This window comes from Streptomyces nojiriensis, assembly GCF_017639205.1.
In the GTDB taxonomy this organism is placed as follows: Bacteria; Actinomycetota; Actinomycetes; order Streptomycetales; family Streptomycetaceae; genus Streptomyces; species Streptomyces nojiriensis.
This window is the reverse complement of the sequence record NZ_CP071139.1, coordinates 5,850,088-5,868,475: the sequence shown is the minus strand read 5'-3', so window position 1 is coordinate 5,868,475 and position 18,388 is coordinate 5,850,088. Positions and strand designations below refer to the sequence as shown.

General features: G+C 73.5%; 17 protein-coding genes. 5 read left to right on the top strand and 12 right to left on the bottom strand.

Going from position 1 to position 18,388, the window contains the following annotated elements:
* Positions 1 to 63: 63 nt before the first annotated feature.
* From JYK04_RS27505 to JYK04_RS27460, 11 genes are all read right to left on the bottom strand, one after another.
* A complete protein-coding gene (locus tag JYK04_RS27505; protein ID WP_189732709.1) occupies positions 64 to 819 on the bottom strand; it encodes a spherulation-specific family 4 protein in 756 nt (251 codons plus the stop codon).
* Positions 807 to 1,817 (bottom strand): NAD-dependent epimerase/dehydratase, encoded by a 1,011-nt coding sequence (locus JYK04_RS27500; RefSeq protein ID WP_189732711.1) that lies wholly within the window; start codon positions 1,815 to 1,817, stop codon positions 807 to 809. The genes JYK04_RS27505 and JYK04_RS27500 overlap by 13 nt, the downstream gene beginning before the upstream one ends.
* Positions 1,818 to 1,952: 135 nt before the next feature.
* Positions 1,953 to 2,960 carry a hypothetical protein gene (locus tag JYK04_RS27495; RefSeq protein WP_189732713.1) on the bottom strand — a complete coding sequence of 336 codons (1,008 nt, stop codon included), beginning with the start codon at positions 2,958 to 2,960 and terminating at the stop codon, positions 1,953 to 1,955.
* The gene (gene pelF / locus JYK04_RS27490; protein WP_189733683.1) at positions 2,957 to 4,576 is read right to left on the bottom strand and encodes a GT4 family glycosyltransferase PelF; all 1,620 of its coding nucleotides are present in this window, start codon (positions 4,574 to 4,576) and stop codon (positions 2,957 to 2,959) included. The genes JYK04_RS27495 and pelF overlap by 4 nt, the downstream gene beginning before the upstream one ends.
* Positions 4,577 to 4,832: 256 nt before the next feature.
* Positions 4,833 to 6,545, bottom strand: coding sequence for a dipeptide ABC transporter ATP-binding protein (locus JYK04_RS27485; protein WP_189732715.1), 1,713 nt, complete (start codon positions 6,543 to 6,545; stop codon positions 4,833 to 4,835).
* Positions 6,542 to 7,534 carry an ABC transporter permease gene (locus tag JYK04_RS27480; RefSeq protein WP_189732717.1) on the bottom strand — a complete coding sequence of 331 codons (993 nt, stop codon included), beginning with the start codon at positions 7,532 to 7,534 and terminating at the stop codon, positions 6,542 to 6,544. Before JYK04_RS27480 ends, JYK04_RS27485 begins: the two co-directional genes overlap by 4 nt.
* A complete protein-coding gene (locus JYK04_RS27475) occupies positions 7,531 to 8,529 on the bottom strand; it encodes an ABC transporter permease (RefSeq protein WP_189732719.1) in 999 nt (332 codons plus the stop codon). Before JYK04_RS27475 ends, JYK04_RS27480 begins: the two co-directional genes overlap by 4 nt.
* Positions 8,526 to 10,274, bottom strand: a complete 1,749-nt coding sequence (locus JYK04_RS27470; RefSeq protein ID WP_189732721.1) for an ABC transporter substrate-binding protein — start codon at positions 10,272 to 10,274, stop codon at positions 8,526 to 8,528. The genes JYK04_RS27475 and JYK04_RS27470 overlap by 4 nt, the downstream gene beginning before the upstream one ends.
* Before the next feature lie 180 nt (positions 10,275 to 10,454).
* Positions 10,455 to 10,550, bottom strand: a complete 96-nt coding sequence (locus tag JYK04_RS42155; protein WP_314243733.1) for an Ms4533A family Cys-rich leader peptide — start codon at positions 10,548 to 10,550, stop codon at positions 10,455 to 10,457.
* Between the two features lie 81 nt (positions 10,551 to 10,631).
* Entirely contained in the window at positions 10,632 to 11,978 is a 1,347-nt protein-coding gene (locus tag JYK04_RS27465; RefSeq protein WP_189732723.1) for a DUF3152 domain-containing protein, read from the bottom strand.
* A 5-nt stretch (positions 11,979 to 11,983) separates the two neighbouring features.
* Positions 11,984 to 12,979: an alpha/beta fold hydrolase gene (locus JYK04_RS27460; RefSeq protein WP_189732725.1), complete on the bottom strand. Its 996-nt coding sequence runs from the start codon at positions 12,977 to 12,979 to the stop codon at positions 11,984 to 11,986.
* 133 nt (positions 12,980 to 13,112) lie between these two features.
* On the opposite strand from JYK04_RS27460, the gene JYK04_RS27455 reads away from it, so the two are divergent.
* From JYK04_RS27455 to JYK04_RS27440, 4 genes are all read left to right on the top strand, one after another.
* Positions 13,113 to 13,328 (top strand): hypothetical protein, encoded by a 216-nt coding sequence (locus tag JYK04_RS27455; protein ID WP_189732727.1) that lies wholly within the window; start codon positions 13,113 to 13,115, stop codon positions 13,326 to 13,328.
* A 173-nt stretch (positions 13,329 to 13,501) separates the two neighbouring features.
* Positions 13,502 to 14,140 (top strand): TetR/AcrR family transcriptional regulator, encoded by a 639-nt coding sequence (locus tag JYK04_RS27450; protein WP_030011335.1) that lies wholly within the window; start codon positions 13,502 to 13,504, stop codon positions 14,138 to 14,140.
* 139 nt (positions 14,141 to 14,279) lie between these two features.
* Positions 14,280 to 14,507 (top strand): DUF3107 domain-containing protein, encoded by a 228-nt coding sequence (locus JYK04_RS27445; protein ID WP_030011334.1) that lies wholly within the window; start codon positions 14,280 to 14,282, stop codon positions 14,505 to 14,507.
* A 110-nt stretch (positions 14,508 to 14,617) separates the two neighbouring features.
* Positions 14,618 to 14,920, top strand: a complete 303-nt coding sequence (locus JYK04_RS27440) for a hypothetical protein (RefSeq protein ID WP_189732729.1) — start codon at positions 14,618 to 14,620, stop codon at positions 14,918 to 14,920.
* Positions 14,921 to 15,044: 124 nt separating this feature from the next.
* Here the strand turns inward: JYK04_RS27440 and JYK04_RS27435 are convergent, their stop codons facing one another.
* Positions 15,045 to 15,803, bottom strand: a complete 759-nt coding sequence (locus JYK04_RS27435; protein ID WP_189732731.1) for a ferritin-like fold-containing protein — start codon at positions 15,801 to 15,803, stop codon at positions 15,045 to 15,047.
* Between the two features lie 471 nt (positions 15,804 to 16,274).
* On the opposite strand from JYK04_RS27435, the gene JYK04_RS27430 reads away from it, so the two are divergent.
* Entirely contained in the window at positions 16,275 to 18,308 is a 2,034-nt protein-coding gene (locus JYK04_RS27430; RefSeq protein ID WP_341875305.1) for a DEAD/DEAH box helicase, read from the top strand.
* The last annotated feature ends 80 nt before the right edge of the window (positions 18,309 to 18,388 follow it).

Here is an 18,388-nt window from a genome sequence, read left to right as displayed (position 1 = left end):
ATCCCCGCAGGTGCAGGGAGCAAACTGATGGTTGTTCTCCCAGTAACACTGCCACGCCCGTCTTCATTCCAAGACACCTGTCCCGATCCTTGAGACGATTTCGTCCCAGTACGCGGGCATTGAGGCCCAGGGGTCGCTGCCGCGCGTCCCGAGCCGGTCGGTGAACCAGATCGTGCCCGCCCCCTGCCAGCGGGCGATCCGCATCGCCTCCTCCAGATGCGCGCGCGGCACCCCGTGGACGAGGTGGCAGAACCGCTCCGCCGGATGGTCCGCGGTCCACTCGGCCACCTGCGACCAGCGGTAGTCGGACCAGGCCCCGGAGAAGGTGACCAGCTGGTCGGCGGCCTCCGCATAGCCCTCGTACGGGTGCGTGCCGTGTCCGAGCACGATCCGCAGGTCCTCGCCGAGCCCCCGGAGGGTGTCCACGACCCGGCTCACCGAGGCCAGCTCCGCCTTGCCGGCCGGGGTCCCGGCCAGGTAGAAGCCGGCGACCCCGTACCAGTCGCGGAAGCGGTGGGCGTCGGAGACCAGCTCCCCGAAGGACCGCGAGCCGTCCCGCATCGCGAGATGACCGAGGATCATGCCGCCCGTGCGGCGCAGCTTCGCGGCCGCTTCCGTGCAGTGCGGATCGGGCCGCCCGCCCGGGCCGTCCGCCACGTTGAGCACGGCCCAGTGCAGCGGGGTGCCGGGGCGGGTCAGCTCGGCCCACTCGACGGGGGCGAGCAGCGGGTGCGCGTAGCCCGGGATGCCGAGGCCGAGACGGCCGGCCTCGGTCGCGGCGGCGGTCACGGCCCCGGGCGGCGTCGTCAGATACGGCACGCCGCCTCCATCCAGATGTCCGCGAGGGATTCCTCCAGGTTGATCCGGGGCCGCCAGCCGAGCCGGTCGCGCGCGGTACGGACATCCGCCTGCTGCCAGGCTCCGCAACCGTCCGGGTACGGGTACGACTGGGGAGCCGCGGCGGCCATCTGCTCGGTGGTGGCCTCGGAGCGGGGCGATCCGATGGCGCCGAGTCCGCCCGGGCGGCCGGGGTGCCCGTGCGTCTGCTGGGGTCCGCCGTGCGGGACGTCCAGCTCGTGCAGGGCGCCCGCGTACCCGGCGACCCGGGCGAGGACCCCGGCCGCGTCGCGCAGCCGGACCGCGCGGCCGGTGCCGATGTTGACCACGCCCTGGGCGGCGGACAGCGAGGCGGCGTGCACGGCCCGCGCCACGTCCCGTACGTCCACGAAGTCGCGCTGCACGCCGAGCCCGCTGAGCTTCAGCTCGCCGTCGCCCGCCTGCATCGCGCGGCGCATGGCCTCGGCGAGCCGGCCGAGCGGGGATCCGGCGGGGGTGCCGGGGCCGACGGGCGAGAAGATCCGCAGGACGACGGCGTCGAGTCCGGAGCCCAGGACCAGTTCGGTGGCGGCCAGTTTGCTCACCCCGTACGGTCCGCCCGGTCTCGGCACGGCGTCCTCGGCCGTGGACGATCCGGGCTGACTGGGCCCGTACTCGGCGGCGCAGCCGAGCTGCACCAAGCGGGCCCCGCAGCCGCTGCGGCGCAGCGACTCGCAGATCGTCGCGACGGCGACGGTGTTGTGCCGGGTGAGTTCCCGGGCCCCGCCCCGGGTGGCTCCGGCGCAGTTGATGACGACGCCCGGGTGGACGGCGTCGAGGAAGCGGGTGAGCGCGCCGGGGCTGCCGGTGGCGAGGTCGAAGCGGACGTCGGCGTCGTCGCCGCGGCCGAGCGCGGTGAGCTGGACGGCGGGGTCGGCGAGCAGCCGGTCGGCGACGTAGCGGCCGAGGTATCCGTTGGCTCCGATCAGCAGCACCCTCATCGCGTGACCCCTTGGTTGGTTGGCTGGCCGGTCATGTCTGTGTCTCCTTGCGGACGGATGGACGGATGGGTGGGGCGGGGTACGGGTAAAGCGCCTCGGCGTCGGCTCCGAAGGTCTGGGGACGTCCCGGGGACGTCAGGGCCGTGCATGCGCGGAGGCGCGGGCCAGGGCGAGCACGGCGTGTACGAGGAGTCCGGCCACGGCGGCGAGGGCCGCCGCGGGGACGGGGACCAGGGCGAGGGCGAGGGCCGCGCCGACGGGGGCGCGGTGGGCTCCGTGCCGCAGCAGGAGCCGGGTCAGGAAGAGCAGCAGCGCGAGGGGCACGGCCACCGGGAGCGGTGTTCCGGCGAGCGCCGCGGCCGCGGCGGCGGCCCCGGTGAACAGGGCGACGGCCGCCAGCAGGAGCGGACGCGCCCGGTCGGCGAAGTCCTCCAGGGCGCGGCTCCCGTCGAGCCGGGCCCGCGCCCCGGCGGCGAAGGCGACGGCGGCCAGGTGCCCGGGGACGACGGCCAGCGCCAGGCCGACGGCGAGGGCCGTGCCGTGCCGGTACACGGCCCAGCCGGCGACGGCCGCGGCCAGCACGTGCGCCGCGTAGGGGAAGCGGCCCCCGGCGGCCCGCCCGGGCCACACCAGGGCGGCGGCGACCGCGGTCACGGCGGCGGCCCCGGCCCACGCCTGACCGGCGGCGGCCGCGGCGCAGGCGAGGGCGGCGGGCAGCAGCGCGTAGCCGACGGCGCGGAAGGCGTCGGGGCCGGCCGGGACCAGGGCGGGTGCGGCGGCGGCGACCTCCTCGTGGGGGCTGCGCGCGTACAGCTCCTCGGCGAGCGAGAAGACGTCCCGGTGCCGGAACCGTGCGGCGGTGCGGTCGGTGATGCCGTGGGCTTCCAGCCCGGCGGCGATCTCCAGCGGGTCGACGGCGCGCTCGCACAGTTCCCGGTGCCGGTGCAGCAGGGCCTTGACGGGGTCCCCGCCGGCCCGCCGCCGCACCGGCCTCGCGGCCGTCCCGCCGACCCGTTCAGCCTCGCCGGCGTTGCCGGGGGCGCTGCCCCCGGACCCCCGCGCCTCAAACGCCGGCGGGGCTGGGGGTAACGCCGGCGGGGCTGAATTCGGCGGGGCCGTGATCTCGGGGTCGATGGTGGTCATACGGCGGCCTCCGGGGACGGCTCGGGGGCGGGGGCCCACGTCGGGCTGGTCCAGTGGCCGGGCACCCGGGCCTCCGGGGGCCGGGCGAAGGGGATCTCGCCGTCGGGCCGCGCGGAGCCCTTGGCCAGCAGCCGCAGGTAGATCTCCTGGAAGGCGGCCACGTTCTGCTCGACGGTGAAGAGCTCCAGGGCCCGCGCCCGGGCGGCGGCGCCGAGCCGCTGCGCCCGCTCGGGGTCCCGCAGCAGGGACAGGCAGGCCTCGGCGAGCGCCCGGGGATTGCGCGGCGGGACGACGAGCCCGGTGCCTCCGATGACCTCGCGGACCGCGCCCACGTCGGTGGAGACGGTGGCGCGCCCGCAGAGCATCGCCTCGGCGAGGGTGACCGGGAAGCCCTCGATCACGGAGGACAGGACGACGACGCGCCCGGCGCCGTACGCCTCGGCCGTGGTGGGGACTTCGGGTCCGCCGATCTCCTCGAAGGTGACCGGGTTCTCCCCGGCCGTGACCGAGTCGGCGGCCTCGTCGGGGAAGAGCTGGGCGGCCAGGGAGCGGCAGTCGGCGAGGTAGCCGGGGGCCGTGGCCGTGGCGAAGATCCGCAGCCTGGTGTCGGGCGCGGCCCGGCGGACCTCGGCGAAGGCGTGCAGCAGGGCGATGAGGTCCTTGGCGGGCTCGATCCGGCCGACCCACACCAGGGTGTCGGGGTCCCCGAGGTCAGCGGCCTCGCCGACGGTGGCGAATCGGTCCGCCTCCATCCCGGGATAGACGGTCCGCAGCCGTTCCCGGGTCGCCCCGCACCGCTCCTGCCAGCGCCGGGCGTGCGCGTTCCCGGGGGTCAGGAAGTCGGCCCGGGCGTAGATCTCGGTGGCGAGCCGCAGCTGGAAGGCTGCGAGCAGGGCCCGTACGGCGGGGCGGGTCTCCGGCTCGCCGCGGTTGTCGAGCTGGGCCAGGTAGTGGGCCCGGAGCTGCACCCCGTACTCGGTGACCAGCAGCGGGACCCCGAAGAAGCGTTTGGCCAGGAGTCCGGGGAGCGCCGCCACGCCGCCCGCGGCCGCGTGGCAGATGTCGGCCTCGCCGAGACCGCCCCCTGCCCGGGCGTCCTCCCCGTACCAGTCGAGGGACAGCGGCCGCAGCATGACCTCCAGTTCGTCCGCGAACTCCAGCAGGTCGGCCACCTGCGCGGCCTGTACGGTGCGAGCGGCGCCCGGCGCCCGGCAGGCGGACTCCAGGGCCCGCACCGCGGACTCGGAGCGCAGGGCCGCGTACATCCCGCCCTGTTCGCGGGCGAGTCCGGCGAGCCCGTACAGCCCGGCGGCGAAGGGCTGCGCCTCGCCGGCGCAGATCCCGTGGACCAGCTCCTTGAAGCAGTCCAGGAACCGCCGGCGCTCCCGCCGGGAGTAGGTCCGCCCGTCGTCGGCAGGGGCCCACAGGGGGGCCGTCCGGACCCGGGTGACGTGCTCGGGCAGTGGCACCCGGGCGCGTTCCTGCTCGGCGCTGCGGCTCAGTGCGTAGATCTCGAACTCGTGCTGCGGGAGCCCGCGCACGAGCCGGTCGCACCACAGCCTCGCCTCTCCCGTGGCATACGGATAACCACCTTCCGTGAGCAGTCCGATCCGCACGAGTGGCACCCCCGATCTCCCGTTCAGGCGGTCGCCGTTCGGTCAGGCGACCCGCCGCGGGAAAACTCAAGCGGATATGCCGAAGGCGCGACGGACGGTTGTCCGTCGCGCCACCGGAAGGGGTGAAGAGTCGTAACTTTCCCGTACGGTTCGCGTTCGAGCACGCTAGAAGTACAGCCTCGGAACCGGCCCGGGCCGGACCACTCCCGGGACCGCTGCCGGAGCCGCCGCCGGTGCCGCGCCGTCCGGCACCCGGCTACGCGAAGACCTCCTGCCGCGTCCTGCGGCGGCCGGCCGCCAGCGCGGGATCCAGGGCCGGTACGGCGGCCAGCAGCTGCCGGGTGTAGGGGTGGGCGGGGCGGTCGTAGACCTCGTCCACGGGGCCCTCCTCGACGATCTCCCCGGCCCGCATGACGGCCACCCGGTCGCTGACCTGCCGGACCACCGCCAGGTCGTGCGCGATGAAGACCAACGCGATGCCCAGCTCCCGCTGGAGCTCCGCCAGCAGGGCGGTGACCTGCGCCTGGGTGGTCACGTCGAGGGCGGAGACCGGCTCGTCGCAGACGATCAGCCGGGGCCGGGGCGCGAGCGCCCGCGCGATGCCCACGCGCTGGCGCTGGCCGCCGCTGAACTCGTGCGGGTAGCGGTCGTAGTGCCCGGCCTCCAGCCCGACGCGCAGCAGCAGCTCCTCCACCCGGGCCCGGACGGCCGCCTCGTCCCGCTCCCCGGCCGCGCGCAGCGGGTCGGCGATGGACTCGCCGACGGACCGGCGCGGGTTGAGGGAGGACACCGGGTCCTGGAAGACCATCTGCACACCGCCCGCGATGCCGGTGACCTCCACGCCGTCCCGCCGCACCTGCCCGGAGCCGGGCTCCAGCAGTCCGACGAGCATCCGCCCGAGCGTGCTCTTGCCGGATCCGCTCTCGCCGACGATCCCGAGGGTCTCCCCGGCGTGCACGGCGAGGGACACCCCGGCGACGGCGGCGACCTTGCGCCGGCCCCGCCCGAACTCCTTCCGCAGGGAGAAGGCCTCGACGACGGGCACGTCCGCCGGTTCCGGCCCCGCCGGGGACGAATCCGGCCTCTCCGTCGTTTGAGGCGCGGGGTCCGGGGCGGAGCCCCGGGAACGGCGCCGCGCCTGCTCACCCGCGGCCCCCCGTACGGGGCGCGGCCCGTCCAGCCTCGGTACGGCGGCCAGCAGCGCCCGCGTGTACGGCTCCGACGGCGCCGCCAGCACGGAAGCGACCGGCCCCCGCTCGACGGCGGAGCCACCCCGCATGACCAGCACCTCGTCCACGCTCTCCGCCGCCACCCCGACGTCGTGGGTGACCAGCAGCAGCCCGAGTCCGCGCTCCTCGCGCAACCCGTGCAGCAGGTCGAGGATCTGGGCCTGCACGGTGACGTCCAGTGCGGTGGTCGGCTCGTCGGCGATCAGCAGCCGCGGCTCGCACGCCAGCGCCATCGCGATGAGGGCCCGTTGCCGCATGCCGCCGCTGAACTCGTGCGGCCGCGCGCGGGAGCGGCGTACCGCGTCCGGGATGCCCACCCGGTCGAGCACCTCGACGGCGCGGGCCCGGGCGGCCCGCCGGGAGACGTCCGCGTGGATCCGGTGGACCTCGGCGATCTGGTCGCCGATGGCGTAGTACGGGTCCAGGGAGCTCAGCGGGTCCTGGAAGACCATGGCGGCGGTCCCGCCGCGCAGCCGGCGCAGTTCGGCCGCCGATGCCGCGGCCACGTCCGTGCCGCCGACCCGGACGGTGCCGCCCAGCCGGGCGCCCGTACCGCGGTGCAGTCCCAGCAGGGCCGCGGCCACGGTGGACTTGCCGCTGCCGGACTCGCCCACGACGCCGAGGGCGTGGCCCGCCTCCAGGGTGAAGGAGACCCCGTCCACGGCCCGTACGTGCTCCCCCTCCCCGCCGACCGGGAAGTCGACGACGAGGTCGGTGACCTCCACCAGTGAGTGCGTCATGCGAGGGTCGCCCTTCGGTCCGCGGCGGCGTACAGCAGGTCGGCGATCGCGCCCGCGAGGACCACGGCCGTGCCGATCGCGAGGACGACGCCGACGACGACGGGCAGGTCCACGACCCGTACGCCGTCGATGAGGGTCTTGCCGAGGCCGGGGATCCCGAACAGCGACTCCGTCAGCACCGCGCCGCCGATCATCGTGCCGAAGTCCACGGCGCTGAGCGCGATCACGGGGGCCACGGCGCCGCGCACCGCGTGCCGCGTGACCACGGCCCGCTCCCCCACCCCGTAGGCGCGGAAGGTCCGGATGTGGTCCTCGGCGAGCGTCTCCAGGGTCGAACTGCGCGTAAGGCGGGCGTACTTGGCGCTCTCGAAGAAGCCGAGGGTCACCCAGGGCAGGAGCAGGTTCCAGGCCCACTGCTCGGGGTCCTCGGTCAGCGGCACGTACGTCGGGAACGGCAGCCACTGGAGGTAGGCGCAGACGGTCATGAGCAGGAGCAGCCCCAGGATGAAGACGGGGGTGCCGGTCCCGGCGAGGGTCAGGACGGTCAGGGCCCGCTCGGTGATCCCGCCGCGGCGCAGCGCGGACAGCAGTCCGGTGCCGACGCCGACCACCAGCCAGATCACCAGTGCGCCCAGCGCCAGCGACAGGGTGGCGGGCAGCCGGTCCAGGATCAGCCCGGTGACCTGCTGGTCGTTCTGGTACGAGAAGCCCAGGCAGGGCGCGTCGCAGTGCAGCATGAGCCCGGCGCCGCCGGAGTAGTCCCGGCCGGCCAGCAGTCCCCGGAGGAAGTGCAGGTACTGGGTGAGGGCGGACTCGTTCAGCCCGAGCTGTTCGCGGACCTGGGCGATCTGCGCCGGGTTGCAGCGCTCGCCGCAGGCCAGGCGGGCCGGGTCGCCGGGGGCGAGGTAGAAGAGGGCGTAGACGATCACGGACAGGGTGAGCAGCACGAGCAGTGCGCCGCCGGTCCGTTTGAGCACGAAGCGGGTCACGCCGTGCGCTCCTTTCTGGTGCCGACCCGCAGCCGGGAGCCTTCGCGCGGGTCGAGGGCGGTGCGGACGGCGTCGCCCAGCACGGTGGAGGCGAGCACGGTGACGAAGAGCAGCCCGGCGGGGAGCAGGACGTAGGCCGGGTCGGCGCGGAACCAGGTCTGCGCGCTGGAGAGCATCTGTCCCCAGGAGGGCGTGGGCGGTTTGACGCCGACGCCGAGGAAGGACAGCGAGGCCTCGGCCACGATGGCGGTGGGCACCTTGATCGCGGCGTAGGTGATGACGGGCGCGGCCAGCGAGGGCAGCAGTTCGCGGCGGGCGATGCCGAGCGTGCCCCGGCCCGAGAGGCGGGCGGCGTCGACGAAGTCGAGGCCGCGCAGGGCGAGGGCCTGGGCGCGCACCATCCGGGCGGTGCCGCCCCAGTCGAGCAGTCCGATGATGAGGATCAGCAGCAGCGGCCGGGGGAAGTCGGGCGGGACGACGGCGGTGAGGGCGATGCCGATCACCAGCATCGGCAGCGCGATCATCACGTCGGTGAACCGGCCGATGAGCTGGCCAGTGAACCGGCCGCCGAGCGCGGCGGCGAGTCCGACGCCGACACCGACGAGCGTTTGCACGACGACGGCGCCGAGGGCGACGAGCAGCGAGATCCGCGCCCCGTACAGCAGCCGGGTGAGCAGGTCGCGGCCGGTGCCCGGTTCGACGCCGAGCCAGTGGTCGGCGGAGATCCCGCCGAAGGAGCCGAGCGGTACCCCGCCGCGCGCGGAATCCACGAGGTCGTCGTGGTACGCGTTCGGGTCCTGGCCGGTGAGCTGGGCGACCAGCGGTGCGGCGAGGGCGAGGAGGACGAGCAGGGCGATGACCCCGGCGGCCGCGAGGGCCGCCGGCCGGCGGCGCAGGCGCCGCCGGACCTGGCCCGCGGTGCCCGCGCCCGGGGCGGGGGCCCCGGGCGCGGGCGCCGGCTGCTGCGGCGCCGACTGCTTGAGGGCGGTGCTCACTTGACGGAGACCTGCGAGATGTCGAGGACGCCGGTCCAGTCGCTGATCACGACGTTCTTGATGTCCTTGCCGACGAGCCGCTTGTAGACCGGGTGGAAGAGCGGCACGTCCAGGGCCTGCTCACCGATCTTCTTGTCGAGTGCGCCCCAGCGCTTGCCGGCCGCCGCGAGGTCGGTCAGCTTGGCGATCTCGTCGATCTCGGCGTTCACGGCCGGGTCGTTCAGCTGCGCGTGGTTGTAGTTGGAGCCGTTGGTCACGATCTGCCGGCCGTCGAAGATCGGCGCGAGGAAGGGGGCTCCGGACGGCCAGTCGGCGCCCCAGCGGGAGAGGAAGAAGCCGGGGGTGTTCTTGGCGTCCCAGCGCTTCTCGTTGAAGGCGTTGTTCTCCAGGCCTTCCAGCTTGACGGTGATGCCGGCGGCCGCGAGGGCCTGCTGCACGGCGGTGGCGACCTCGGGGCTGGTCTGGCGGTTCTGCGCGGTGGAGTGGGTCAGGGTGACGGTGATGCCGTCGGGGAAGCCCGCCTCCGCCAGCAGCTGCTTGGCCTTGGCCGGGTCGCCGGTCTTCCCCGCCGGGAAGTGGTCGTACGGGGTGAAGCCGAAGGCCTCGCGCTCGGGCAGGAAGGTGGTGGCGGGTTCGGCCAGCGCGGATCCGCCGGCGGCGTTGATCACGCTGGTGCGGTTGATCGCGTGGGAGATGGCCTGGCGCACCTTCGGGTTGTCGAAGGGGGCCACCTTCGGGTTGAAGGCCAGGTAGTTGATGTAGCCGAAGTGGCCGGTGCCGACGCGTGCGGCCAGCTCCTTGTTGTCGCCGATCTGGGCGAGCTCGGCAGGTCCCAGGTTGGTGTCGGTGGTGACGGCGGCGGCGTCGGGGCCGGAGCTGGTGGTCAGGCGCTGGTTGATGACGGCGGCGTCCAGACCGGAGCGGACGTCGATCTTGTCCGGGTAGGCCTTGCGCTCCTCGTCGCTCTTCTCGTCCCAGTGCTCGTTGCGCTCCAGGGTGAGGTGCTCGCCGTCGTTGTCGTTCTTGACGACCTTGTACGGGCCGGAGGAGACGGGGTGCTCCTCGTACTTGACGCCGGTGTCCTTGGCCTTGGGGACGGGTGCGAACTGCGTCTGCGTGGCGACGAAGGGGAACTCGCCCTCGGGCTTGCGGAGTTTGAAGACGATCGTCTTCGGGTCGGGCACGACGATCGAGTCGAGGCCCTTGCCGCCGTCCTTGTACGGGCCCTCGTAGCTCTCCCCGCCGACCAGCCAGTCCCGCAGGTACGGGGCGCCGCCCGACAGCTCGGCGGCGAAGGACCGCTCGATGCCGTACTTGATGTCGGCGGTGGTGATCGGGGAGCCGTCCTCGTACTTCAGCCCGTCCTTGAGCGTGTACGTCCACTCGGTGGCGTCGGCGTTGGGCTTTCCGGTGTCGGTGGCCAGGTCGGGCACGACCTTGGCGCCGGCCGCGCCGTCCTCGCGGTTGCGGGTGGTCAGTGTACGGAAGACCAGCGAGGGAACGTTCCCGCCGCCCGAGGTGTAGAGCCGGGCCGGGTCGAAGTCGCTCTGCGGCTCGGAGTTGAGGACGGTCAGGGTGCCGCCCTTGCGCGGCGCGCCCGCGGCGCCCGGCCTGTCGCCCGAACCGGCCTTGCTCGCACCGTCCTCGGGGCCGCAGGCCACGGCGCCCCCGGCCAGGACGAGGCTGACGGTGACGGCGGCCACGCGGCGCGCTATGAGATGGCGGTCGGGTCCGGCGGAAGACATGGGTGTGAAGACCTCTCGGCGTGAAGGAAGTGCGGAAGGGCCACGCGAGGGGCAGCGGTCGACAGCGGTACCGATGGATCACCGGTTGCCGGAACACGAGGAAGCCGCGCCTGCGGGCGTGCGTGCACCCGGGCGCGGCGAAGGAGCTCGAAAAAGGGTCGCGGCGCTTGCGGGTCGGCGTCAGCGACAGAAGATGTCGGCCACGCTGTGCGCGGTCACACCAAGCAGCGCCAGCTCAATGGCGGCGCTCGCGGTCATGGTGTGGTGGTGCGACATGCGGAGAACGATTGCCGATGATCGGACGGATTGTCAACGCGGATCCCCGCCCGGCCGGCGGGCGGGGTCCCGGCGCGTCGGTCAACTGTCCGGGAAAACCCAGGGGTTGGGCTTGCACTGGATGCCGTTGATGTCGAGGGACTTGGTCTGCTGCTGCATGATCGGCGCGAGCGCGCCGGGGGTGCGGCAGTTCACGTGGCCGTGTCCGAGCCGGTGTCCGACCTCGTGGTTGATGAGCATCTGCCGGTAGGTGAACATCTGGTCCGGCCCGTAGGTCGCGGAGCCCTGCGCCCAGCGGAACGCGTTGATCATCACCCGGTCCGTGGACGCGGAGTCGCAGGAGACGTTGTCGACGGTGGTGTCCAGGTCGGACTTGGCGCACCAGACCCCGGTGGTCCCGGGACTGGCCAGGGTGATCACGAAGTCCGCCTCGCCGCCCGGCACCCGCTCGAAGGTCTTCTCGCCGTTGTGGGCCCAGCTGCGCGGGTCGTTGAGGGTGCGGTGGACGGCCTCGGCGAACAGCTGCGGGTCCAGGCCGAGACCCTGCTCGACGTCGACCCGGTAGCGCACGAGCTTGCCCTTGCCGGGGGCCTTGGCCACACCGGGCACGGTGTCGAAGGTGCCGGGTCCGGCGAGTTTCGCGTCGATCGGCAGCTGCTGGGCCATCTTCTGCTCGTACGTCAGCTCCACCTCGGGCGCGGCGGGCGCCGCCGCCTGCGGCGGGGTCGCCCGGTCGTCCGAGCGGGAGGCGCCGGCGTCGGCGCGGCTGTTGCCGGCGGCCTGCGCACCGGACTTCTCGCCCTCCCCGTCCGAGGTCACCTGGCCGGCGACGACGACGGCGAGGACGGTGGTGACGGCCACGGCGGCCACGGCGGTGTACGTACGGACCTTCCGGCCACGGCCGGAGCCGGAGGACTCCCCGGCGCCGTCGTCGGCGTCCTCGGGCACGGCCGGAGCCACCGGATCGACCGGCTTGCGCGGTCCGGGCACCCGGGGCTGCGCGCCGGTGGAGGTGACGGGGTCCAGGTCGAATCCGGCCGGCGGCGTCAGGGTGACCTGCGGGAAGCCCACCGCGGGGGTCCCGAAGGCCGGGGTGTCGCTGTCACGGAAGGCCGTGGGCGCAGGGCTGGGCGCGGGCGCGGCGGGCTCGTGCGGGCGCCGCACTCCGCGCCAGTCGCCGTACACGGAGTCGGGGTGGGCACCCCAGACGTCGTCGGACTCGTACTGCTGGGGATGGCCTCCGGTGCGCGCGTCGGCGTGGTACCGGTCCTGGGGCACGTACCCCTGGTGGGTGACGGTCGGCTCGGGCCAGTACCCGGCGGACGGTTCCTCGTAGGGCAGGGGCGCGGGCTCCGGCTGCGGCCGGACGGGTGCCGGAGCGGCGGGAGCCGGAGCTGGGGCAGGGCCCTTGCGACTATGTCGTCCCACGGTCCTCAGCCTCTGCCGTCTTCGGTATATCGGTCACTCTCGCCCGTCCCGGTGTCGCTCAGCAGCTCCCGGAAGGCGGCGGCCACCGCCTCGGGGTACTCCATCATCGCCACGTGTCCGGCCTCGGGCATGCACAGCAGTCGCGAACCGCGGAACGCCGCGGCCGCCTTGTGCGCCATGCGGTACGAGACCAACTGGTCCCGGCCACCGTAGACCAGCAGCGAGGGCGCGAGCACCCGCTGCGCCTGACGCCACAGTCCGTGCTGGCCACCGAGGGTGTAGGCGTCGACGATGCCGCGCGAGGAGCGCGTCATCGCGTCCCAGAAGTACGGCAGGGCCATCCGCCGCTCCATCTCCTCCACGGCGTGGCGGAATCCCTCGGGTGTCACCCGGGAGGGGTCTCCGTAACAGAGCTCCGTCACCCCGCGGGTGCGCTGTTCGGCACTGAGCCCCTGCGTCAGCCGGCCGAAGAGCGCGGCCACCCCGGGCACGGCGAGCAGCGCGGTCGGCACGGCCGACTTCTGTACGCGCAGCTCGGGCAGGGCGGGCGAGATCAGGGTCAGGGTGCGCACCAGGTCGGGCCGGACGGCCGCGACGCGGGTGGAGACGGCTCCGCCGAGGGAGTTCCCGAAGAGGTGGACCGGGCCGCGCCCGGCGGCGTCGAGGTGCCGGATGACGGCTCGGGCGAAGGCGGTGACGGAGTAGTCGCGGTCGGCGGGTGGTGGGGACCAGCCGAAGCCCGGCAGGTCGAGGGCCTCGCCGTCGACGGTGTCGGCCAGCCGCGCCATCAGGTCCGACCAGTTCTGGGAGGAACCGCCCAGTCCGTGCACGAACAGGGCGGGCGGCAGTCCCGTGCGCAGGGGCGGGCGGACCCGCACGGCCAGTTCCAGGCCGGGCAGCACGGCGGTGCGCAGCTGCTCCCCTTCGGCCACCCGGGCGGCTCCCGCCTGGGAGGACGGCTCGGCGGTGGACCGCACGCCTGGCAGCTCGGTCGAAGACATGCGGGCAATGTTACGAGACGATCACGTTCCTCTTCCTGTGTTCGCCGTCACAGACACAGGCCGGATCCATATAGCGGTGCCTCCGCGATCCTCCTAGGCTCGTAAGTGAGCACAAGGAAGCGAGGGGAGCGGCATGACTGTCGACCCTGCGGAGCCGGACACCTTCCGGGAGCAGTTTCCGGAATCCCTCGATCCTGAGGCGCCCGAGGCGGATGTGGCGGAGCAGCTCGCCGATCTCCGGCCGGACGAGGACGACCCGATCACCGCGCGCGCGGTGGACGGGGTCACGGACGGCGATGCCGTCGAGCAGGCGCGGGTGGTGCCGCTGGACGAGGACGACTACCGCTGACCCATCAGCTGACCGAGCACCGACCAAACCGCTGATCAAACCGCTGACCAGCGCCTCCGGGCCGTCCGTACCGCGAGAAAACTCGGCTTGAACCCTCCAGATTCGGTTACCGAAAAGTACGATGGCCGCGCGGCGCAGAGCGCACTGTGTTCTTAGAGAAAGTGGGAGGCGGCGTGACAGCCATCGAGCAGACCGAGGCAGCGCGTCCGCGGGGCACGCGACTGCCGCGCCGAGCCCGGCGCAACCAGCTGCTGGGCGCGGCCCAGGAGGTTTTCGTCGCGCAGGGGTATCACGCGGCGGCCATGGACGACATCGCCGAGCGGGCCGGTGTGAGCAAGCCGGTGCTGTACCAGCACTTCCCCGGCAAGCTCGACCTGTACCTGGCCCTGCTGGACCAGCACTGCGAGGCCCTGCTGCTGGCCGTGCGTACGGCCCTCGCGTCGACGACGGACAACAAGCTGCGCGTGGCGGCCACGATGGACGCCTACTTCGCGTACGTGGAGGAGGAGGGCGGCGCCTTCCGGCTGGTCTTCGAGTCCGACCTGACGAACGAGCCGGCGGTGCGCGAGCGCGTCGACCGCGTCTCGCTCCAGTGCGCCGAGGCCATCTCCGACGTCATCGCCGAGGACACCGGCCTGTCCAAGGACGAGTCGATGCTGCTGGCCGTGGGCCTGGGCGGGGTTTCGCAGGTCGTGGCCCGCTACTGGCTCTCCAGCGAGAGCCCGGTCGCCCGCGAGACGGCGGTCGGCCTGCTGACCTCGCTCGCCTGGCGCGGCATCGCCGGGTTCCCGCTGCACGGCACGGAGTCCTGAGGGCCGCCGGCGGTCCTCGTCGGCCGCTGTTCGCTGCGAGCGTGTCCGCTCTGCGCGGTCCGCGTCCCCTCACCGGGCTAATGTGGACCGCGTACGGCGCGGCTGATCGCGCGAACCGGATCGTCGGAGGGACAAAGCCGTGGAGGTCAAGATCGGCGTGCAGCACGCACCCCGGGAGATCGTGCTGGAGAGCGACCTGAGCGCCGAGGAGCTGGAGAGCATCGTCACCGCCGCTCTGTCCGGCACCGCGCCGCTGCTGAGCCTCACCGACAACAAGGGCCGCAAGGTCCTGGTGCCGTCCGACCGCCTGTCGTATGTCGACCTGGGCGAGCCGAGCGTGCGCAAGGTGGGCTTCGGCGCGCTCTGAAGAACTGTTGGAAACGGCCCGGTGGTTGATCCCACCGGGCCGTTTCTGTTTCTTCCGCTTCGGGTAGGACCGCAGTGACCCGGTTTGCCCTGACGTATGGGAGAGACCTCATGCTGCTGCTGGAAGTGCTCGGCTCCGCACTCCTGGGCCTCGCCTTGTCCGCGACAGCCGCCCGGGTACTCACGCGCCGGTTGCCTTCCACCAAAGTCGTGCTGGTCAGCGGGGTACTGGGGGCGCTGTTCGGGGCGTATCTCACCCACTTCGCGCTGGGGCCCGGGCACAACACCCTGACCGCGACGCTCATCGGCGCGGTGCTCGTGTCGGCCGTGGTCCTGTCCCTGCTGCTCCGTCCGGCCGCAGGGCCCCGCAGGCCGTCCCACCGGACTCCGTTTTCACTCCCGTCGCGGGGATGACCACGACCCCTGAAGCCCGCTCCTGAACCCTGCCCCTGAACGACGTACGTCGGCCCCGGCGCGCCGTGTGCGCGCCGGGGCCGACGTGTGGAGCGGGTACGCAGCCGCACCGGCTTCCGTACGGTCAGGCGGCGAGGCCGAGGGCCGCCATGCGCTTGGTGTGCGCCTTGGTGATGCGGGTGAACATCTCGCCGACGGCCGCCAGGTCGAAGCCGGCCGCCATTCCGTCGACACCGCCGACCAGCATGGTCGAGAGCGCGTCGCGCTCGGCGACCACGCGCTGGGCCTGCGAGAGGGCCTCGCCCATCAGTCGGCGGGCCCACAGCGCGAGCCGGCCGCCGCATCGCGGGTCCGCCTCGATCGCCGCGCGGACCTTCTCGACGGCGAAGTTGCCGTGGCCGGTGTCGTCGAGCACGCCGAGCACGAGGGCGCGGGTGTCGGTGTCCAGGTGGGAGGCGACCTCACGGTAGAAGTCACTGGCGATGGAGTCGCCGACGTAGGCCTTGACCAGGCCTTCCAGCCAGTCCGACGGCGCGGTCTGGCGGTGGAAGTCGTCGACGCCCTTCGCGAAGGGCTCCATGGCGGCGGTGGGCTCGACCTCGATCGCCGCGAGCCGGTCCCGCAGCCGCTCGAAGTGGTGGAATTCGGCGGAGGCCATCGCGGCGAGCTCGGCCTTGTCGTCCAGGGTGGGCGCGAGCTTCGCGTCCTCCGCCAGGCGCTCGAAGGCCGCGAGCTCTCCGTACGCGAGCGCCCCGAGCAGGTCCACGACGGCGGCCCGGTACTGCGGCGAGGCAGAGGCGGCGGCCCAGTCCTGGGCGGCGATCCCCACGGCTTCGGCGGGGGTGCTGTCGTCGGCGGGCGAGGCGTTTTCTACGGTCGACATGCTCCGCACAATAGCCCGCCGAATGGCCCTCCAAGTCACCACGCCGGTTCCTTGCCTGTCCAGCTAAACGCGCCTACCCGGTGAATTCACCCGACACACCTGCGCGATTCCGGGGTACAGTGGTAATGCGCCTGCCGAATACTCGGCGGGCCATCCGAATGAGGATGCCCGGTCGGTGGCCCGATCGGCTCCAACCGACCGCCCTCGGTGAGGTGCGTACGTTCATGCGTACCGCCTACCACGAGGGGCCCCCTCAGCGGCAGATGCGCTTGAGCGAAGGCTAGTGGTCCCGCGCAGCTTCGTACGTAGCAGTACTGCAAGCACGGCACGGTACGACCCCCCTCGCCGCCTCGCGCCGCGTCTCACAGAAGAGGCAGCACCCTGACTACGTTCCGAGACCTCGGGATCTTTCCCGAGACGGCCGAGGCCCTTGAAGCCGTCGGCATCGTGTCCCCCTTCCCGATCCAGGAGATGACCCTCCCCGTCGCCCTTTCCGGCACGGACGTCATCGGCCAGGCCAAGACCGGAACCGGCAAGACGCTCGGTTTCGGCCTTCCGCTGCTGGAGCGGGTCGTCGTCCCGGCGGACGTCGAGGCCGGCCGCGCCACCCCGGCGCAGCTGACCGACGCTCCGCAGGCCCTCGTGGTGGTTCCGACCCGCGAGCTGTGCACCCAGGTCACCAACGACCTCCTGACCGCGGGCAAGGTCCGCAACGTCCGCGTCCTCGCCATATACGGCGGCCGCGCGTACGAGCCCCAGGTCGAGGCGCTCAAGAAGGGCGTCGACGTGATCGTCGGCACCCCGGGCCGCCTGCTCGACCTGGCCGGGCAGAAGAAGCTCGACCTCTCGCACGTCAAGGCCCTCGTCCTGGACGAGGCCGACGAGATGCTCGACCTGGGCTTCCTGCCCGACGTCGAGAAGATCATGTCGTACCTGCCCGCGAAGCGTCAGACGATGCTGTTCTCGGCGACCATGCCGGGTGCGGTCATCGGTCTGGCCCGCCGGTACATGACGCAGCCGACCCACATCCGCGCCGTCTCCGAGGACGGCGAGGGCGCGACCGTCGCCAACATCACGCAGCACGTCTTCCGTGCGCACAACATGGACAAGCCGGAGCTCGTCTCCCGCATCCTGCAGGCCGAGGGCCGCGGCCTGGCCATGATCTTCTGTCGTACCAAGCGCACGGCGGCCGACATCGCCGAGCAGCTGGAGAAGCGCGGCTTCGCGTCCGGCGCCGTCCACGGCGACCTGGGCCAGGGTGCGCGCGAGCAGGCGCTGCGCGCGTTCCGCAACGGCAAGGTCGACGTGCTGGTGTGCACCGACGTCGCCGCGCGCGGCATCGATGTCGAGGGTGTGACCCACGTCATCAACTACCAGACGCCGGAGGACGAGAAGACCTTCCTGCACCGTGTGGGCCGCACCGGCCGCGCGGGCAACAAGGGCATCGCCGTCACCCTGGTCGACTGGGACGACATCCCGCGCTGGCAGCTGATCAACAAGGCGCTGGAGCTGGACTTCCACGACCCGGTGGAGACGTACTCCACGTCGCCGCACCTGTTCGAGCAGCTGAACATCCCGGCCGGTACCAAGGGCATCCTGCCGCGCGCCGAGCGCACGCGGGCCGGCCTGAAGGCCGAGAACCTGGAGGACCTGGGCGAGACCGGCGGCCGCGGTGGCCGTGGCGGCCGCTCCGGTCCGGCGGCCGCCGCCGTGGTGACCGAGGAGCGTCCGGCCCGGACCCGTACGCCGCGCCAGCGCCGCCGTACGCGGGGCGGGACGGAGCTCGCCGAGGGCGCCGAGGCCACCGCGCCGGTGACCCCGGTCCAGGCTCCCGAGGCCCCCGCGGCCCCGGCCGCCGACGAGCCGCGCCGTCCGCGCCGCCGCCGCACCCGTGTGGCCGCGGTCCCGGCCCAGGCCGCCGTGGCCGCTCCGGTCGCCGAGGCTCCGGCCGTCCAGGCTCCGGCCGCCCCGGCCCCTGTCGTCGAGGCTCCGGCCGCTCCGGTGACCCCGGTCGCCGAGGAGGCTCCGGCCCGCCCGAAGCGCGTCCCGACCCGCAAGGCCACCGCGGCCGCCGCGGTGACCCCGGTCGCCGAGGTCCCCGCCGAGGAGGCCCCGGCCCGGCCGAAGCGCGTCCGTACCCGCAAGGTCACCCCGGCCGAGCCGGAGCCGGACTTCCAGATGCCGCCGCTGGTCGAGCCCGTCCGGGCCCGGCGCACCACCCGCAAGGCAGCCCCGGCCGCCGCGGTGACCCCGGTCGCCGAGGCTCCCGCCGAGGACGCTCCGGTCAAGCCGAAGCGGACCCGCACCCGCAAGGTCGCGGAAGCCGCACCGGTCGCCGAGGCCGCCGCGGTGGCGGAGGAGGCTCCGGTCAAGCCGAAGCGCACCCGCACCCGCAAGGTCGCGGAAGCCGCACCGGTCGCCGAGGCCGCCGCCGTGGCCGAGGAGGCCCCGGTCAAGCCGAAGCGCACCCGCACCCGCAAGGTCGCGGCCGCGCCGGAGGCGTAAGCCTCGCGCAGCACCCCGCCGATGGCCCCGCTCCCCTTCCGAGGGGGCCGGGGCCATCGGCCTGCCCGGGCCGTGCGGGG